This window comes from Streptomyces sp. NRRL F-6676 (genome assembly GCF_000725625.1).
Lineage (GTDB): Bacteria > Actinomycetota > Actinomycetes > Streptomycetales > Streptomycetaceae > Streptomyces.
Window position 1 is genome coordinate 266,724 of the sequence record NZ_JOHS01000001.1, and the last position, 15,607, is coordinate 282,330.

Genomic DNA, 15,607 nt, shown 5'->3' on the forward strand with positions numbered 1-15,607 from the left:
GCTGAGCCTGTTGGGGTCACGTCAATAGATTGGACTAGACCAAGTTCGTTTCGCTTTCCCCCGGGTGACCGTCTGTCAGCCCCGGCCACCACGCCGGAGGCCGCCGGCCGCGTCCGGCTGCCCGGCCGCTCCTGCCCTGCCGTCCGGCCGCCCGCAGGGGCCGGAAACGGCCGCGGTGCCCGGCGCCACGCCTGCGCGTGGGCCGGGCACCGCGACGGTGCTCACGGACGGGAACCGGCGGAGCGCCGGGGCCGTACGGAGGAGGACGGGGCGGTCAGCCCCGCGTGATGTTCTGCGCCTGCGGTCCCTTCTGCCCCTGCCCGATGTCGAAGGTGACGCTCTCCCCCTCGATCAGCTCGCGGTACCCGCTGCCGTTGATCTCGGAGTAGTGCGCGAAGACGTCCGGGCCCCCGTCGTTCTGGGAGATGAAGCCGAAGCCCTTCTCGGAGTTGAACCACTTCACGGTACCGCTGGCCATACGTTTGGTCCTTCGTTGGTGTCCTGGGGCGAGCCCGTCATGGGCGCGCCCCGGCCTCTGCGACGGCAGGAGCCCTGAGCTTTTTTACCCCTCGGCGCCGCGTTTATCCGACCGGCGACACGCCTTCCTGCCGGGGTGGTCCCATTCGGACGCGGTCCGGCGGCCGGACCGGGCGGCGTCAGCGCGGCGGCCGGGCCAGCCCCGACCGGTAGGCGATGGCGACCAGTTGGGCCCGGCTGCGGGCGTCCAGCTTGGTCTTGGCGCGCTGGACGTGCGTCCGGACGGTCAGCGGGCTCAGGAACAGCTGTTCGGCGATCTCGGCGTCGGATTTGCCGTCCGCGACCAGCGCCGTCACCTCGCGCTCGCGGGCGGTCAGGGCCCCCGCGTCCCTCGTCGTGCCGGCGTCGGCCTCGGGCGTGGCCAGGAAGCGGGTGATGAGGCTGCGGGTGGCCACCGGCGAGAGCAGCGCGTCGCCGGCGGCCACGGTGCGGATGCCGTCGAGCAGGGCCTCGGCGGAGACGTCCTTGCCGAGGAAGCCGCTCGCGCCCACCCGCAGCGCCCGGGCCACGTACTCGTCGGTCTGGAACGTGGTGAGGACGAGGACGCGGGTCTCCGCCAGCTCCGGGTCGGCGCAGATCTCGGAGGCCGCGGCGAGACCGTCGGTGCCGGGCATCCGGATGTCCATCAGCACCACGTCGGGGCGGTGGACGCGGGTCAGCTCGACCGCCCGCGCGCCGTCCGCGGCCTCGTCGACCACCTCCATGTCCGGGCAGGAGTCGATCAGGATGCGGAAGGTGGCCCGCAGCAGGGTCTGGTCGTCGGCGAGCAGCACGCGGATGGTCATGGGCACCCTTCCAGGGGGCTCAGGGGTCAGGAAGCCAGAGGGAGTTCGGCGGAGACGGCGAAACCGCCCCCGGGGCGGTGCCCCGCCCGGAGGCTGCCGCCGGCGGTCCGGGCACGCTCGCGCATGCCGATCAGCCCGAACCCGCCGCCGGGCGCCGGGCTGTGCGGGACGGCCCCACCGTCGTCGCTGACGGTGAGGGTCAGCCGGTCGTGGGAGTAGGCGAGGCGCACCTCCGCGGCACCGGCGGCGGTGTGCTTGGTGACGTTGGTCAGCGCCTCCTGCACGATCCGGAAGGCGGTCAGGTCCGCCCCCGGCGACAGCGGCCGTTCCTCCCCGTCGACCGCGATGCCGACCCGGAGCCCGGCGGCGGCGAACGCGGCGGCCAGCTCCGGGAGCCGGGCCAGTCCGGGGGACGGCTCCAGGGAGTCGTCCGGGTCGTCGGACTGGCGCAACAGGCCGACCGTGGACTGTAGTTCACGCAGCGCCGAGGAGGTGGTGGTGCCCAGCTCGGTGAGGATTCTCGCCGCCTGCTCGGGGCGCGTGCGCACGAGATGGGCGGCGGTGCCGGCCTGGGCGTTGGCCAGGGCCATGTGGTGGGCGACGACGTCGTGCAGTTCGCGGGCGATGCGCACGCGCTCCTCGGTGACGCGCCTGCGCGCCTCCTCCTCCCGGGTGCGTTCGGCGTGCTCGGCACGGGTGCGCACCGCCTCCAGATAGGCCCGCCGCGCCCGGACCGCCGAGCCCTGGACGACCGGCAGCGCGGTCCAGAAGGCGGTGAGGACCGCCGTCTGGGCCCACGGCTGGTCGTCGGGCCCCCGCGGCAGCGTCGGCAGCACGATCAGCGCGAAGGCGGCCAGCCAGAACGCGCGGGCGACCCGTTCGGGGCTGCGCACGGCCAGTTCGTACAGGGCGACGATGACGGGGATCAGCAGGAGCGCGGAGACCTCCGTGCTCAGTGCGGCCGCCACGCCGGTGCAGAGCGCGGCGACGAGCACGACCGGCCGCGGGTGTCCGCGCCGCCACAGCAGGGCGCAGCACGCGGCGGTGCTCGCGGAGACCGCCCCGGGCCACCGGCCGTGACCGGACCCGGCGCCCTGGGCCGCGGTGACGACGAGCAACAGCAGCAGGAAGGCCGACTCGACGAGGCGGGGGTGGCGGTCGGCGAACCGTCGCCAGCTGGTGAGCATGGTTCTCTCCGGAGGGGTGAGGTGGGGCCATGGTGAGTCACCCGGCGGCCCGCGCGCCAGCCGCCGCCCTGGCGGACGAGGCCGCCGGACACGGGAGCGGGCCGTCCGTGCCGAGGCACGGACGGCCCTGCACCCGGGCGCGCGGCGGGTTACGGCCCGGTCAGACGCGTACGGTGTCCCGCGCGCCGTCCTCCGCGGCCGGGGGAGCGGCGGGCAGGCGGGACAGGGCCTCGCCCTCCACGTCGACGCGCGGCAGCAGCCGGGCCAGCGGGCGCGGCAGCCACCATGCCGCCTTCCCCAGCAGCGCGAGCACCGCCGGCACGAACGCCATGCGCACCACGAACGCGTCGAACAGGACGGCGATCGCCAGGCCGAAGCCGACCATCTTGACCAGGGTCTCGCCGCCGGTCATGAACCCGGCGAACACCGCCATCATGATGATCCCGGCCGCCACCACCACCCGGCCGCTGTGCCGGAACCCGCTGACCACGGCCTGCGCGGGCCGCTCCCCGTGGAGGTACGCCTCACGCATCCGGGAGACCAGGAAGACCTGGTAGTCCATGGCGAGACCGAAGACGATGCCCACCAGGAAGATCGGCATCGTGCTCATGATCGGCCCGGTCTGGTCGATGCCGAGGAGCGAGGCGCCGTGGCCGTTCTGGAAGACCGTGACGAGCGCGCCGAACGAGGCGAGCACCGACAGCAGGAAGCCCAGGGCCGCCTTGAGTGGCACCAGCACCGAGCGGAAGACGAGCATCAGCAGCAGGAAGGCCAGACCCACCACGATCACCAGGTACGGGATCAGCGCGCTCATCATCTTGTCCGCGACGTCGATGTTGAGCGCTGTGGTGCCGGTGACCTCGAAGGTCGCGCCGGTGGCCGACTCGGTCGCGGGGCGCTGGTGGCGGATGGTCTCGACGAGGTCCTTCGTGCGTTCGCTGGTGGGCGCGGTGGCCGGGGTGGCCCGCAGCACCGCGGTGTCCTTCGCCTCGTTGAACTGAGGCGGGGTCACCGAGACGATGCCGTCGGTGCCGGCGATCCGCTTGGCCACCGTCGCCACCGCGCCCTGGGCGTCGTCGGCGTGCCGGGCGTCCACGACGATGGTCAGCGGACCGTTGAAACCGGGGCCGAAGCCGTCGGCGAGGGCGTCGTAGGCGCGGCGCTCCGTGGTCGTCGTGGGCTTGGCCTCGTCGCCGGGCATACCGAGCCGGAGGTCCATCGCCGGCACGGCCAGCGCTCCGAGGAAGGCGACCGAGGCGACCAGCACGAGCACGGGGCGCCGCACGACGAACCGGCCCCAACGGGCGCTCCACGCGCCCGTCCTGTCCGCCTCGCGGGTGCTCCGTCCGTCGGCCCCCGCGGCCGTCCCGCCGACGACCGTCACGCCGCTCGCGGAGGCGGCGTGCGCCTCGCTCCCGCCGGACCGGCGGACGAGCCCGCGGATCCGGCCCGCGCCACGGGCGGCCTTGGCGCCCTTGGCACCCTTCGCGCCCCGGCGGGAGAGGACCGCGTTCGGCCAGAAACCGAGGAGGGACGGGACCAGCGTCAGCGCGACCAGGACGCCGACCACCACCGTGCCCGCCGCCGTCAGCCCCATCTTCGTCAGCTCCGGCACCCCCACCACCGACAGCCCCGCCAGCGCGATGAACACCGTGAGCCCGGCGAAGACGACGGCGGAACCCGCGGTGCCCACGGCCCGCCCGGTCGCCTCCTCGGGGGCGTGCCCGTGCGCCCGCTCCTCCCGGTAGCGGGAGACCACGAACAGGGCGTAGTCGATCCCGATGGCGATGCCGATCATCATGGCCAGCTCGACATTGTTCGAGGACAGGCCGAGCGCGCTGCCCAGCGCCATGATCGAGGCGATGCTGACGCCCACGCCGACCACCGCGGTGATCAGCGGCAGCCCGGCCGCGGCCAGGGAACCGAAGGTGAGCAGCAGCACCACGGCGGCGACGACGAGGCCGAGGACCTCCCCGATCCCGTCCGACGGATCGCTCGCCACCGCGCCGCCGCCGGCCTCGACGGTCAGCCCCGTCTCCCGGGCCTCGTCGACGGCGGCCAGGAGGTCGTCCTTGCTCGCCTGGCTGACGTCGTCGTCCTTCACCTTGTAGGTGACCGTGGCGTACGCCGTGGACCCGTCCTCGCTCACTGCCCCTCCGTCGAAGGGGCTCGCCACGTCCGCCACCTGCGGCCCGTCGGACACCTGGGTCACGAGCGCGTCGACGGCGGCACGGTTCGGGGCGGCGGTGATCTTCTGCCCGCCGGGTGCCACGAAGACGATCCGGGCGCTCGCCCCGTCGGCCTCGGCGCCGGGGAACCGTTCGTTGATGAGGTCGAACGCCTTCTGCGACTCGATCCCCGGCATCCCGGAGGAGTCGTCGGACGCGTCGGACGCGTTGAGGGCGCCGAGGCCGACGACGGCCAGGACCGCCACCCACACCAGCGTCACCCACCGCCGCCGTCGGAAGGCGCCACGGCCCAGCCGGTACAAGAAGGTCGCCATGGAAAGGGTCTCCGTATCTCTCTCGGGAACCCCTCAAGGCTTTCCGGGCGGACCCCCTCCCGTCGTCGTCACCGCTGCGGCAATCCGGCTACTGAAGAACGAGTACCTCCGCGCCCCGCACACCGTCCTCAGGCATGACACACGGGGCCGGTGACAGTGCTCGCACACCGCCACCGGCCCTCCGCCTCACGGGAGCAGCCGTGCGTCCCCCCAGTCGGCGTGGTCGGAGTCGACGCCGTCCCCGCCGTCCGTGACCCGCAGCGTCAGCCGCCGCACCCCGCTCACGTCGACATCGAGGGCGCGGGCCGCGTCGGCAGAGGTCAGCACCGGTGTGGTGGCCAGCGTCCGGCCGTCACCGAGCACCTCGAAGACGACGCTGCCCTTGCCGCCCACCTCGTCGTCCACGCCCACGGCCGCGGTGAACCGCCGGTAGGCGCCGCCCAGATCGACCACGACCTCGCTCGCGGCGTGCACCCCGAGCCCCTTGTCGTGGACGGTGCCCCGGAGGGTGAGCGGGCCGCCGTCGCCCGCGGCCGTCTCCCCGTTGGACAGGTCACGCTCGACGGGCCCCCAGCCGTTGCTCTGCGACACGAACGGCAGATCGCTGACATGGTCGACGCCCGGCGGGGAGACGTACGCGCGGACGGTGCGCTCCACCGTCAGCACCCGGCCCCCCGCCCGGTACTTCGCGGTGACCACCAGATCACGGCCGCCCTCCGCGGCGTCCGCCGGGACCTCGACGGTCCAGTGCCCTGCCAGTTCCCCGCCGGTGCTCACCCGGTCGGCGCGCGCCTGGTCCCCCTGGACGGACCAGCCGTCCGGCGCGCGGAGGGTGACGGTGACGTCCTGCGCCGGTCCGGCCTGCTCCACCGCGAAGCGCGCGTCCACGCCGACCGAGGCGCCCGCGTCGACGTCCGCCTTCCCCGGCGACACGGTGAGCGTGGTCAGCGGCAGCCGGGAGACCGGCCGGTCGCAGGTGTCCTGGCCCGGGGCGGCACGGCACACCAGCGCGGCGAACCCGCCGTGTTCCCGCGTGGGCACGCGCAGGGTGTCGCGCCGGGTGAGGACGTGCCGCTCGCGGACCAGCCCGTCGTCGCCGTCCCGCACCACCTCCACCAGCCACTTCCCGCCGCCCAGGAAGTCCAGCGGCACCTCCCGCTGCCCGGCGGGACCGGCACCGATACTGCCCAGGAACCACCGGGCGCCCCGCCGCCGGGCGAACGTCGCGTCCTGCCCCGGCTCCCCGGACAGCAGCCGCGACTCGTCCCAGACGGTCGGCACCTGCTCCAGGAACCGCTCCAGCTCCGGCCGTTCCCGGTACGCCTCCACCGACCCGGCGAAGTTCTGGAACCCGGACTCGTACACCACCGACAGCGCCAGCTCGGCCGCGTCCGAGACGGTACGGGTGCCGAACTGGAAGCCCATCGGGGTGTAGTCCATCGACCCCACGGCGTTGCGGGTGTACGGCAGCGTCGCGAGGTCGGCGGCCGGAACGTCGCCCTGCTCGGCGCCGTAGACCGCCTCCATCGACATCACCTGCGGCCAGGTCCGCTGGACGCCCTTGGGCAGCGTGGCGCCGTGGAAGTTGACCAGCAGCTTCTCCCGGGCGGTGTCCCGCAGGATGTCGTCGTACCAGGCGAACCGCTCCTGGGAGTCGGAATCCATGAAGTCGATCTTCAGCCCGGCCGCGCCCCACTTCTTCACCTTCGGCAGCAACGCGGCGCGCTCGGCGGCCGTGTCCAGGTCGGTGTAGTGCACCCACAGCAGGATGCCGACGCCCCGTGCCCTGGCGTAGTCGATGAGTCGCGGCATCCAGTCGGTGGTCTTCCAGCCGTCGTCCACCAGCGTGTACGGCCAGCCGTGGGCCGCGCTGTAGTCGACGAAGCGTTCCTGGGTGGCGAGGCTGCGCTGGGCGGCGCCGAAGCCGGCCAGCCAGGACCAGGCCACCTTGCCGGGCCGGATCCAGGAGGTGTCGGCGATGCGGGAGGACGGCGCCAGGTCGTCCACCAGGGTCGACTCCGTGACGGTGGCCAGGTCGCCGATCACCGCGGTCCGCCAGGGCGTGGCGAGCGGCCCGGTGGAGGTGACGGAGGCGTCGGCCAGGGCGACCGTGTACTCCGCGCTGCCCTGTCGGTGGACGAGATGGCTGCCGTCGTAGCGGCCGTCCACGTCGGACTCGGTGAGCAGCGCGTACGTGCCGCCCACCCGGAAGAGCGCGGGGTAGGCGTAGGAGCCGTCCGGGGCGTCGGCCGCGCCCGACGGGGCGAAGGTGCGCTCGTAGTTCGGAGTGTAGGACGACAGCCAGGCCCGCGCGGCGGCGGGCGGCCGGAACGCGGACGCCTCGCGCACCACGGTGACGGCGCCCCGGGCGGGCAGCACGTACCGGTAGGCGACGCCGTCGTCGGAGACACGGACGAGGAGATCGAGGCGGGCCTTCCCGGCGCCGGTGAAGGAGAACCGGGTCTCGGTCGCGCGCACACTGCGGCGCAGTCGCTTGCCGGTGGTCATGGTGTAGTGGCCGGTCACCTGCCGGGTACGGCGGGAGGTGAGCCGCAGCCCCGAGGTCAGGTCGGCGGACCCGGTGACGAGGCCGACGGGGGCGGGCTCGAGCACGGTGGTGGCGCCCTTGCGGGCGGCGAGGGTCACCGTGCCGTCGGCGGGGTCGAGGCGGACGGCGGCCGAGACGCCGTCGCGCGCCCTCCCGGGCTGTCTCACGGTCCAACTGTCCCCGTCGCCGCGCCCGTTGCCGGCGGCGGCCGCGTGGGCCGGCGGGGCGAGCGGGCCGAGGGCGAGCAGAAAGCCGAGAACGAGAACGGTCCAGGCGGGCAGGAAGGGATGACGCGAACCGGGCGATGCTCTGCGCACCGAGGCCTCCGTCCAGAGACTGACATCGTTGTCCTGTCTGGTTCCGCGAGTACCCTTCCCCTCTCCCACACCCCGTCAACCCCCGCGCCCCCACGGGCACATGGCCCCGGAGGCGCGGGTGGACGTGACGGGGGGCGTCTCAGTGATCGGTGCCGGTCTGCCAGAGCACGTCGGCGCCCTGCTGGATGGTCACGTTGCCGTTCTCCAGGAACAGCAGGACCGAGTTCTCGTGCCCCGAGGTGTTGCTGGCCCACACCGGCTTGTGCTCGGCCGTGTAGACCACGAGGTTCCCGTCCTGCTGGAACTCGGCGGTGTAGTTCTCGCCCGAGGTCCGGCTCGCCCAACGGGCCCTGCCGTTCTCGTCGTACACGACGAGGTTGCCGTCCGCCTGCATGATCAGCTTCCGGTTCATGTTCTCCAGGAACTCGCCGACGGCCAGCTTGTGCGGGGCGTTGACGGAGAGGTTCATGGGCGCGTCCGGGGCCGGGGCGCTCGTCGGCCTGCTGGTGTCCGGGGAGGCCTCCGCGCCGGAGTCGCCGGCCGCCGGGTCCTTCGAGGCGTCGGCCGCCGGTGCCTTCGACCCGCCGGCGGCCTCGCCGGAGCCACGGCCGGCGGCCGCGGACGGCTTTTGCTGCCCGGAGTCGTCCCGCGAGGCCTGGTAGACCAGTGTGCCGGCCACTGCGGCCACCACCACGACCGCCGCGACGGCACCGGCGACGAGGAACCGGGTCCGGCTCCTGCGCGGCGGGGCCGGATACCCGGCGACGTCCGGTGCGGGTCCGAAGCCGGGGGGCACCGGGGTGCCCGCATCCGGGCCGTGCCCGGGCTCGAACCGGGTGGCCACGACCGTCGGCGCGGCGGCCACGCCCTGGGCGAGGTCCTGGCGGACGGCGGCGGTGGCCGCCCCGTTCTCCACCGGCGTCGCCGCCCCGCTCGCGACCAGCGCGCTCTGGTAGGCCGGATGCTGCACGAGGTCGAGACCCGACGCGCTCATCTCGATGATCCGCTGCGGTGTGGGCCGCTGGGCCGGGTCCCGGTGCATGCACGCCGCGATCAGCTCGGCGATCCCCGGGTCCACCCCGCTCAGATCGACGTCCTCGTGCACCGTCCGGTACGAGACCGTCGCCATCGAACCGTCACCGTAGGGCGGACGGCCCGTCACGGCGAAGAGCAGGGTGGCACCGAGGGCGAAGACGTCGGCGGCGGAACCGGTGTCACCGCTCGTGATGCTCTCCGGCGCCATGTAGCCCGGGGTGCCCAGCCAGCTGCCGGTCTGGGTGAGTTCGGAGGCGCCGATGGTCCGGGCGATGCCGAAGTCGATCAACTGCGGGCCGGTGGCGGAGAGGATGACGTTGTGCGGCTTGATGTCACGGTGCCACACACCGTGACCCTGGAGGTCGGCCAGCCCCTCGGCCAGCGCCGCCAGCACGGCCCGGCCCACTTCCGCCGGGAAGGGGCCGCCGTCCACGACCGCCGCGTGCAGCGTCGGCCCCGGCACGTACTCGGTGGCGAGCCAGTACGGGGGCGTCTCCAGCTCGGCGTCGATCAGGGCGGCGGTGAACGCGCTGCGCACGGTGGCCAGCGTCTCCACCTCGCGGCGGAACCGGCTCATCACCTGCGCGTCGGACTGCAAATGGTCGTTGATGACCTTCACGGCGGCGGGGCGCCCACCCGGTGAACGCGCCAGGTACACCCGACCCATGCCGCCCTGGCCGAGCCTGCGTATCACGCGGTAGCGGCCTATCTGCGCCGGATCCGTCTCATGGTGTGGATGCACCGGGTTCGCCTTCCCTTTGAGCATGTCCCGGAGCCGGCGGGGCCCGTGTGGCATCGGCTCGGCTGCGCGTCGACAACGTTCTCCATCGGTTCGGCCGTGCCCATGGGCTTTCGGCACCGAGCGGCTGCCTGGGCCCCTCGTCCACCCTGATGGAGGCAGCGTCATGATAGGCCACCAGCAGGTGCCGGTATGACAGACCAGTGGATAGGCGGGGGTCGTGTCGGGGGCTCAACGGGGTTGTAGGTAAAGGGCGTTGAGGTGCGAGGGCGTATCCGTTCGGGCGCGGTGGGTGACGCGTGCGCCCGCGGCGTTTGACGGCCGCTTTCGCGTTGTGTGAGCAACGGATGACAACGGGGCCGAGGGGGCGCTCGGCCTGGTGGGCTTTCCGGCATGCGCAACGAGACGAACTCCACTCAGACCGACGTGACTTCCCGCCCCGGCACGTTCACCTCCCGTACCTGGCGACGCCCTCGGGTCCTGCCGGCGGCCGTGCTGCTGGCCGTCGCGGGCGCCGTCGCCCTGGCCGGCTGCGGCGACGACGACGCGACGGGGAGCAGGGCCGCCGCCTCCTCCACCGCCTCCGCCCCGGCCTCGGGGGCCGGGACGGACAAGAGGGTGCTGTGGGTGGGTGACTCCATCGCGGGCGTCGAGGCCCCGCCGCTCGGTGCGGCACTCAAGGCGAGCGGCGCCGCCTTCAAGGACGACTCCTCCGACGGCGGCGGCACCGTCGTCGAGGGCGGGAGGATGAGCCGCGCGCTCGCCCGGTCGACGTGGAAGCGGCTGCGTGAGGACATCGCGTCCTTCCACCCCGACGTGCTCGCGTACCAGATCACCACGTACGACTGGGGCACCCCCGCGCAGCAGCGGGCCTCGTACCGGAAGCTCGCGAAGGCGGTGGGGGACGCGGGCGCGGACCTCGTGCTCGTGTCCGCGCCGCCGTACAGGATCGACGACTTCTACGCTCCGCACGCCGATGCCATCAAGAGCGCGCCCGAGGCCGCGCGGGCGGTGGCGAGGTCCGGCGCGGGCAACGCGCACTTCGTCGACGCGTCGAAGCTGTGGGGTACCGACGGCGCCGTCGACAGGGCGCAGCGGTCCTCGGACGGGATCCATTCGTGCCAGCAGGGGTCCGCCGCGTTCGCGACGTGGTTCGTCGAACGGCTCGGTGAGCTGTACGACTTCACGCCTGCCGCGCCGGGCCGGTGGGCCAAGGGGGCGTGGGTCGAGGACCGGGGGTACGCCGAGCTGGGGTGTGGGTGAGGCGCGCGCTCACGCGGCGGAGCCGCATATCGACACAGCCCCGCGCCCCTTACGGGAGGGGCGCGGCCCCCCTCTGACGAAGGAACCCCAATGGCTCATCAGCGTCTGGCTGACCGGCCCGTCCGCCTTTCCGGTACCGAACGCCGCGTGCACCTTGCTTCCCTGGACGGGTTGCGGGGGCTGGCCGTGGTGGCTGTGCTGCTCTTCCACGCGGGGCGGTTGCGTGGTGGGTTTCTCGGTGTCGATCTGTTCTTCGTGCTGTCCGGCTTTCTGATCACCGGGCTTCTGATGGGTGAGATCACGCGGTACGGGCGGGTTCGGGTGGTCGCCTTCTGGGGGCGGCGGGCACGGCGGCTGCTGCCCGCGCTGGTCGTCATGGGTGTCGGCGGGCTGTTGCTGGTGCGGGCCTTCGGTACCCCCGCCCAGCTCGCGTTCGCGCTCGACGACGCGCCCTGGGCGGCGGCGCAGGCGGTGAACTGGCACTTCATCAGCGAGCGGGTCGGCTACTGGAAAGCCTCGGACACCCGGCTCTTCTCCCACCTGTGGAGCATCGCGGTGGAGTGGCAGTTCTATCTGGTCTGGCCGCTGCTGGTCGCGTGCGTCGGGCGTGGCCGTGCGGGGCAGTGGCGGGTGGCCGGGGTGGCCGTCACGGGCGCGCTCGTCTCCCTCGTCCTGATGGTCCGCCTGGGGCAGGCCGTGGACACCACACGCGCCTACGAGGGCACCGACACCCGGGCGTTCGCGCTGCTGCTCGGCGCCGCGGCCGCCACCCGGCCGGTGACGCGAGTGACCGCCCGCATCCCCGCGGCCGTCTCGGACGCGCTGTCCGCGCTGCTGCTCTGCGGGCTCGTGGCCGCCTGGGCGCTGACCGACGGACAGCACGCCCCCGGGCTGTTCCGGGGCGGGATGTTCCTGCACTCGCTCGGCGCGGCGCTGCTCGTCGCGCTGCTGGCCGGCAGGCCGCGGGGGCGCACCGGACGGGCGGTGGGCAGCGCGGTGCCGGTCCGGCTGGGGGAGCTCTCCTACAGCCTGTACCTGTGGCACTGGCCGGTGTATCTGCTGCTGCCCGCGAGCGTGCTCGGTTTCGACGGGTGGTCCCGGACCGTCGTACTGATCGGGCTGTCGCTGGTGGCGGCCGTCCTGTCCACACGCCTGGTGGAGGATCCGGTACGGTTCCGGGCGCGCTGGGCCACCGGACGCCGGGGCACGGCGGCGCTCGTCGTCGCGGCCGTCGTCGCGGTGGGGGTGTGGGCGGTGATCCCGCGGCCCCACCCGGGCGCCGGGACGGTGGACGTGGACCGGCTCGACCGGCTGCTGGCACCGTAGGGACGTGCGGGGTGCGCGGAGACACGGGTGCGCGGAGACATGGATGCGCGGAGACACGGGTGCGGAGGGAGGCGGGCGGATGCGGAGAGGGCGAACTCTCGCGGGTCTGCTCCTCGCGGCTGCCCTGCTCGCCGGGTCCGGGTGCGGTGTCACGGACACCGGTCCGACCGCCGCCGGCGCGCCGGCCCGGGGCCGGCGGACCACGGACGGCAACGGGCTGCTCCGGGTCTACTTCCTCACCCCGCACGGCAGTTGGCCCGTCGCCCGCCCGGCGCCGGACGGGGCCGGGCCCCAGACAGCGCTCGACGCCCTGCTGGACGGTCCCACGCACGCGGAACGCGCGCGCGGACTCGTCACCGCCGTGCCCGCCGGTGCCCACGTGGTGCGCGCGCGGGCCTCGGCGGGGACCGTCGACCTGTATCTGCCGTGGGTGGTGGCGGAACTGGACCGGACGGCGGTCAACCAGCTGGTGTGCACGGCCGCCGCCGCGCCGGGCGTACCCGGCGGCGGGAGACCGGCCGACGTGGCCGTCCGCGTCCACGAGTCGGGCATCTCCGGCAGCCCGTGGTCCGTCCGGTGCGACGAGAACGGCGCCGCCGCCCCCGTCGGGACGGCGGACCCGGACCGCTGACGCCCGCCGCCCCCGGGCCCCGTGGCGACATGAAGACACCGCAGACGAAACGGAGATGCGCGCTCCCATGACACGAGTCCTGCTGATCGAGGACGATCCCGCCGTCCGTCGCGGTGTCACCCTGGGCCTGCGCCGGCGCGGCCACGAGACCGAGGCGGTCGGCACCGGCGAGGAGGGCCTTGAGGCGCTGGTCGACTGCCCTCCCGACCTCGTCCTGCTCGACCTGATGCTGCCCGGCATGAGCGGCCTGGAGGTGTGCCGGCGCATCCGCGAGACCAGCCAGGTGCCCCTCGTCATCCTCTCCGCGCGCGGCGACGACATCGACGTGGTCGTGGGCCTGGAGGCCGGCGCCGACGACTACATCGTCAAGCCCTCCAGCGACGGGGTCATCGAGGCCCGCATGCGCGCGGTGCTGCGCCGCCTCGCCCCGTCCCAGCCCGGCCCCCGGCGGGCGGCGAGCGCACCACGTACGGGGACCTGGAGATCGACCGGGTCGCCCTGCGGGTGCGCAAGCGGGGTGCGGACGTGCTGCTCGCGCCCTCCGAGCTCAAGCTGCTGCTGTTCCTGTCGGCCTCCCCGGACCAGACCTTCAGCCGTCAGCAACTGCTGGAGAAGGTGTGGGAGCACAGTTACTACGGCGACGCACGGCTGGTGGACGCGTGTGTGATGCGGGTGCGGTCCAAGACCGAGGACGACCCCCGCCATCCCCGCTACCTCCAGACCGTGCGCGGCTTCGGCTACCGGTTCGGCCCGCTGTGAGACGCCGTCCGGCCGTGCCGGGCGGGCGGGCCGTGCGGCGCCGCCGCCTCCCGGCCGGGCTGCGCACCCGGCTCGTCGTCACCTTCGTCCTGGTCTCCGCGCTCAGCGCGCTGACCACCGCCGCGCTCACCTTCCAGCAGGCGCGCACCGCGATCCTCCAGCGCGCCCAGGACAACGCCGTGCGCGAGCTGCGCGCCCAGGTCGACTCCCTCGCCCCGGACCTGCCCGCCCGGCCCGCCGCGGCCGACCTGCGCACCCTGACCCTGCAACTCGACCGCGCGGGCGGCGCGCGCGACTGGCGGGTCGCCGCCGCCTACCGGGACGGCGCCCTCGTCACCGCCCGGCGGCCCGCTCCCGCCCTTCCCGCGGGCCTGACGGACCGTGCCGCCCGCGCCACCACCGCCCTCGTGCAGCGCTACCACCGACGGGGCGAACCCCGGCTCGCCGTCGCCCTGCCCGTCACCGTCGCGGGCCACCCCGCGCGCTCCTCCGGGCTCGTCGTCTACGCCACCTTCTCCCTGACCGCCCAGGAGCAGGACGTCGGTTCACTGGTCCGCGCGGCCCGCGCCGGGGCGCTGCCCGTCGTCCTCGCCTCGCTGATCCCCGCACTGCTGGCCGCCCGCCGGGTGCTGCGCCCGGTACGGCGGCTGCGGTCGGCCGCCGAGTCCATGGCCACCGGTGACCTCGACACCCGTATCCGGGTCACCGGGCACGACGAACTCGCCGACCTGGGCGGCGCGTTCAACACCATGGCCGCCACCCTCCAGGCGGACGCCGCCACCCTGCGCTCCATGGAGGCGAAGGCCCGCCGGTTCGCCGCCGACGTCTCCCACGAACTGCGCACCCCGCTCGCCGCGATGACCGCCGTCACGGGACTCCTCGACGGCGACGCCGCCCTGGGCCACCTCGGCCCCGAGACCTCCGAGGCCCTCACCCTCGTCGCCGACGAGACCCGCAAACTCGCACACCTGGTGGAGGACCTGATGGAGATCTCACGGTTCGACGCCGGGGCCGCCCGGCTCGACCTCGACGAGATCGACGTCGGTGAACTCCTGCGCAAGACACTGACGTTGCGCCACTGGCAGGACCGGGTGGCGGTCGACGCGCCCGAGGGTCTGCGCGCCCGCCTCGACCCGCGCCGCATCGACGTCGTCCTCGCCAACCTCACCGGCAACGCCCTGCGCCACGGCGGGCCGAAGGCGGTCGTGCGCATCCGGGCCCGCGCCGACTCCGCCCGTCTCGTCCTCACCGTGCACGACGGCGGACCCGGCATCCCCGGGGAACTGCTTCCGCACGTCTTCGACCGCTTCACCAAGGGCGACACCGCCCGCACCCGCAGCGAGGGCAGCGGCCTCGGCCTGGCCATCGCCGCCGAGAACGCCCGGCTGCACGGCGGCACCCTCACCGCCGCCAACGCCCCGGAGGGAGGAGCGGTGTTCACCCTCACCCTGCCGCGCGACCCCGGATGAGACGGCCGTACCGCGCACTCGCGCCGGCCCTGCTGCTGGCGCTGACCGGCTGCGGTGTCACCGACACCGCGCCCGGACCGGCCGGCTCCCCGGCCGCCGGACTGCCCGGCCGCACCTCCGGGACCACGGCCGCCGTGCACGTCTACTTCTACTCCGCCCAGGGCCTCGAACGCGTCTCCCGCCTCTACCGCGGCCCCGACCCGCTCGGCGCCGCCCTGCGCCATCTCGTCCAGGGTCCCGACCCCGCCGAACGCGCCCGCGGCCTCGTCAGCTACGCACCCGGCCAGGCGCCCACCCCCGTCGGCGCCGCGGACGGGCCGGGCACCGTACGGCTCCACGCGCCCCGGGGCTGGGAGTCCCGCAGCGCCCTGCGCCAACTGGTGTGCACGGCCGCCGACGCGGTGGCCCCGGCCGGCGGGACGGGCCTCGGGAACGTACGGGTGACGGTGGAACGGACGGCGACCGGGGACACCGTCACCCAGGTGTGCCTGCCATAGGCCCCACCGCG

General features: G+C 74.1%; 11 protein-coding genes and 1 pseudogene. 6 read left to right on the forward strand and 6 right to left on the reverse strand.

Annotated features, from left to right (window positions below):
• Positions 1-274 precede the first annotated feature (274 nt).
• From IO29_RS01105 to IO29_RS38785, 6 genes are all read right to left on the reverse strand, one after another.
• Positions 275-478, reverse strand: a complete 204-nt coding sequence (locus IO29_RS01105; RefSeq protein ID WP_030377089.1) for a cold-shock protein — start codon at positions 476-478, stop codon at positions 275-277.
• Positions 479-656: 178 nt separating this feature from the next.
• Positions 657-1,322: a response regulator transcription factor gene (locus IO29_RS01110; RefSeq protein WP_030377090.1), complete on the reverse strand. Its 666-nt coding sequence runs from the start codon at positions 1,320-1,322 to the stop codon at positions 657-659.
• Positions 1,323-1,348: 26 nt separating this feature from the next.
• Positions 1,349-2,509: a sensor histidine kinase gene (locus tag IO29_RS01115; RefSeq protein WP_030377091.1), complete on the reverse strand. Its 1,161-nt coding sequence runs from the start codon at positions 2,507-2,509 to the stop codon at positions 1,349-1,351.
• A 160-nt stretch (positions 2,510-2,669) separates the two neighbouring features.
• Positions 2,670-5,012 (reverse strand): MMPL family transporter, encoded by a 2,343-nt coding sequence (locus IO29_RS01120; protein ID WP_030377092.1) that lies wholly within the window; start codon positions 5,010-5,012, stop codon positions 2,670-2,672.
• A gap of 186 nt (positions 5,013-5,198) precedes the next feature.
• Positions 5,199-7,877, reverse strand: coding sequence for an NPCBM/NEW2 domain-containing protein (locus IO29_RS01125; RefSeq protein WP_030377093.1), 2,679 nt, complete (start codon positions 7,875-7,877; stop codon positions 5,199-5,201).
• Between the two features lie 139 nt (positions 7,878-8,016).
• Positions 8,017-9,654 carry a protein kinase domain-containing protein gene (locus tag IO29_RS38785; RefSeq protein ID WP_030377094.1) on the reverse strand — a complete coding sequence of 546 codons (1,638 nt, stop codon included), beginning with the start codon at positions 9,652-9,654 and terminating at the stop codon, positions 8,017-8,019.
• A gap of 390 nt (positions 9,655-10,044) precedes the next feature.
• On the opposite strand from IO29_RS38785, the gene IO29_RS01135 reads away from it, so the two are divergent.
• From IO29_RS01135 to IO29_RS35420, 6 genes and pseudogenes are all read left to right on the forward strand, one after another.
• Complete coding sequence (locus tag IO29_RS01135; RefSeq protein ID WP_030377095.1) at positions 10,045-10,914, forward strand: SGNH/GDSL hydrolase family protein; 870 nt, start codon at positions 10,045-10,047, stop codon at positions 10,912-10,914.
• Between the two features lie 90 nt (positions 10,915-11,004).
• Positions 11,005-12,240 (forward strand): acyltransferase family protein, encoded by a 1,236-nt coding sequence (locus tag IO29_RS01140; protein WP_030377096.1) that lies wholly within the window; start codon positions 11,005-11,007, stop codon positions 12,238-12,240.
• A 79-nt stretch (positions 12,241-12,319) separates the two neighbouring features.
• Entirely contained in the window at positions 12,320-12,871 is a 552-nt protein-coding gene (locus IO29_RS01145) for a GerMN domain-containing protein (protein ID WP_033224331.1), read from the forward strand.
• A gap of 67 nt (positions 12,872-12,938) precedes the next feature.
• Positions 12,939-13,630 (forward strand): annotated as a pseudogene (locus tag IO29_RS01150) (response regulator).
• Positions 13,627-15,099, forward strand: coding sequence for an ATP-binding protein (locus IO29_RS01155; RefSeq protein ID WP_420705331.1), 1,473 nt, complete (start codon positions 13,627-13,629; stop codon positions 15,097-15,099). Before IO29_RS01150 ends, IO29_RS01155 begins: the two are co-directional and overlap by 4 nt.
• On the forward strand, positions 15,096-15,596 hold the full coding sequence (locus IO29_RS35420) for a hypothetical protein (RefSeq protein ID WP_051707104.1): 501 nt from the start codon (positions 15,096-15,098) through the stop codon (positions 15,594-15,596). The genes IO29_RS01155 and IO29_RS35420 overlap by 4 nt, the downstream gene beginning before the upstream one ends.
• The last annotated feature ends 11 nt before the right edge of the window (positions 15,597-15,607 follow it).

Excerpts from the sequence above, each read along its gene's own strand:
- IO29_RS01145 (WP_033224331.1), top strand. The coding sequence starts at position 12,320 with ATGCGGAGAGGGCGAACTCTCGCGGGTCTGCTCCTCGCGGCTGCCCTG.
- IO29_RS01120 (WP_030377092.1), bottom strand. The coding sequence starts at position 5,012 with ATGGCGACCTTCTTGTACCGGCTGGGCCGTGGCGCCTTCCGACGGCGG.
- IO29_RS01135 (WP_030377095.1), top strand. The coding sequence starts at position 10,045 with ATGCGCAACGAGACGAACTCCACTCAGACCGACGTGACTTCCCGCCCC.
- IO29_RS01140 (WP_030377096.1), top strand. The coding sequence starts at position 11,005 with ATGGCTCATCAGCGTCTGGCTGACCGGCCCGTCCGCCTTTCCGGTACC.
- IO29_RS01110 (WP_030377090.1), bottom strand. The coding sequence starts at position 1,322 with ATGACCATCCGCGTGCTGCTCGCCGACGACCAGACCCTGCTGCGGGCC.
- IO29_RS01105 (WP_030377089.1), bottom strand. The coding sequence starts at position 478 with ATGGCCAGCGGTACCGTGAAGTGGTTCAACTCCGAGAAGGGCTTCGGC.
- IO29_RS35420 (WP_051707104.1), top strand. The coding sequence starts at position 15,096 with ATGAGACGGCCGTACCGCGCACTCGCGCCGGCCCTGCTGCTGGCGCTG.
- IO29_RS01115 (WP_030377091.1), bottom strand. The coding sequence starts at position 2,509 with ATGCTCACCAGCTGGCGACGGTTCGCCGACCGCCACCCCCGCCTCGTC.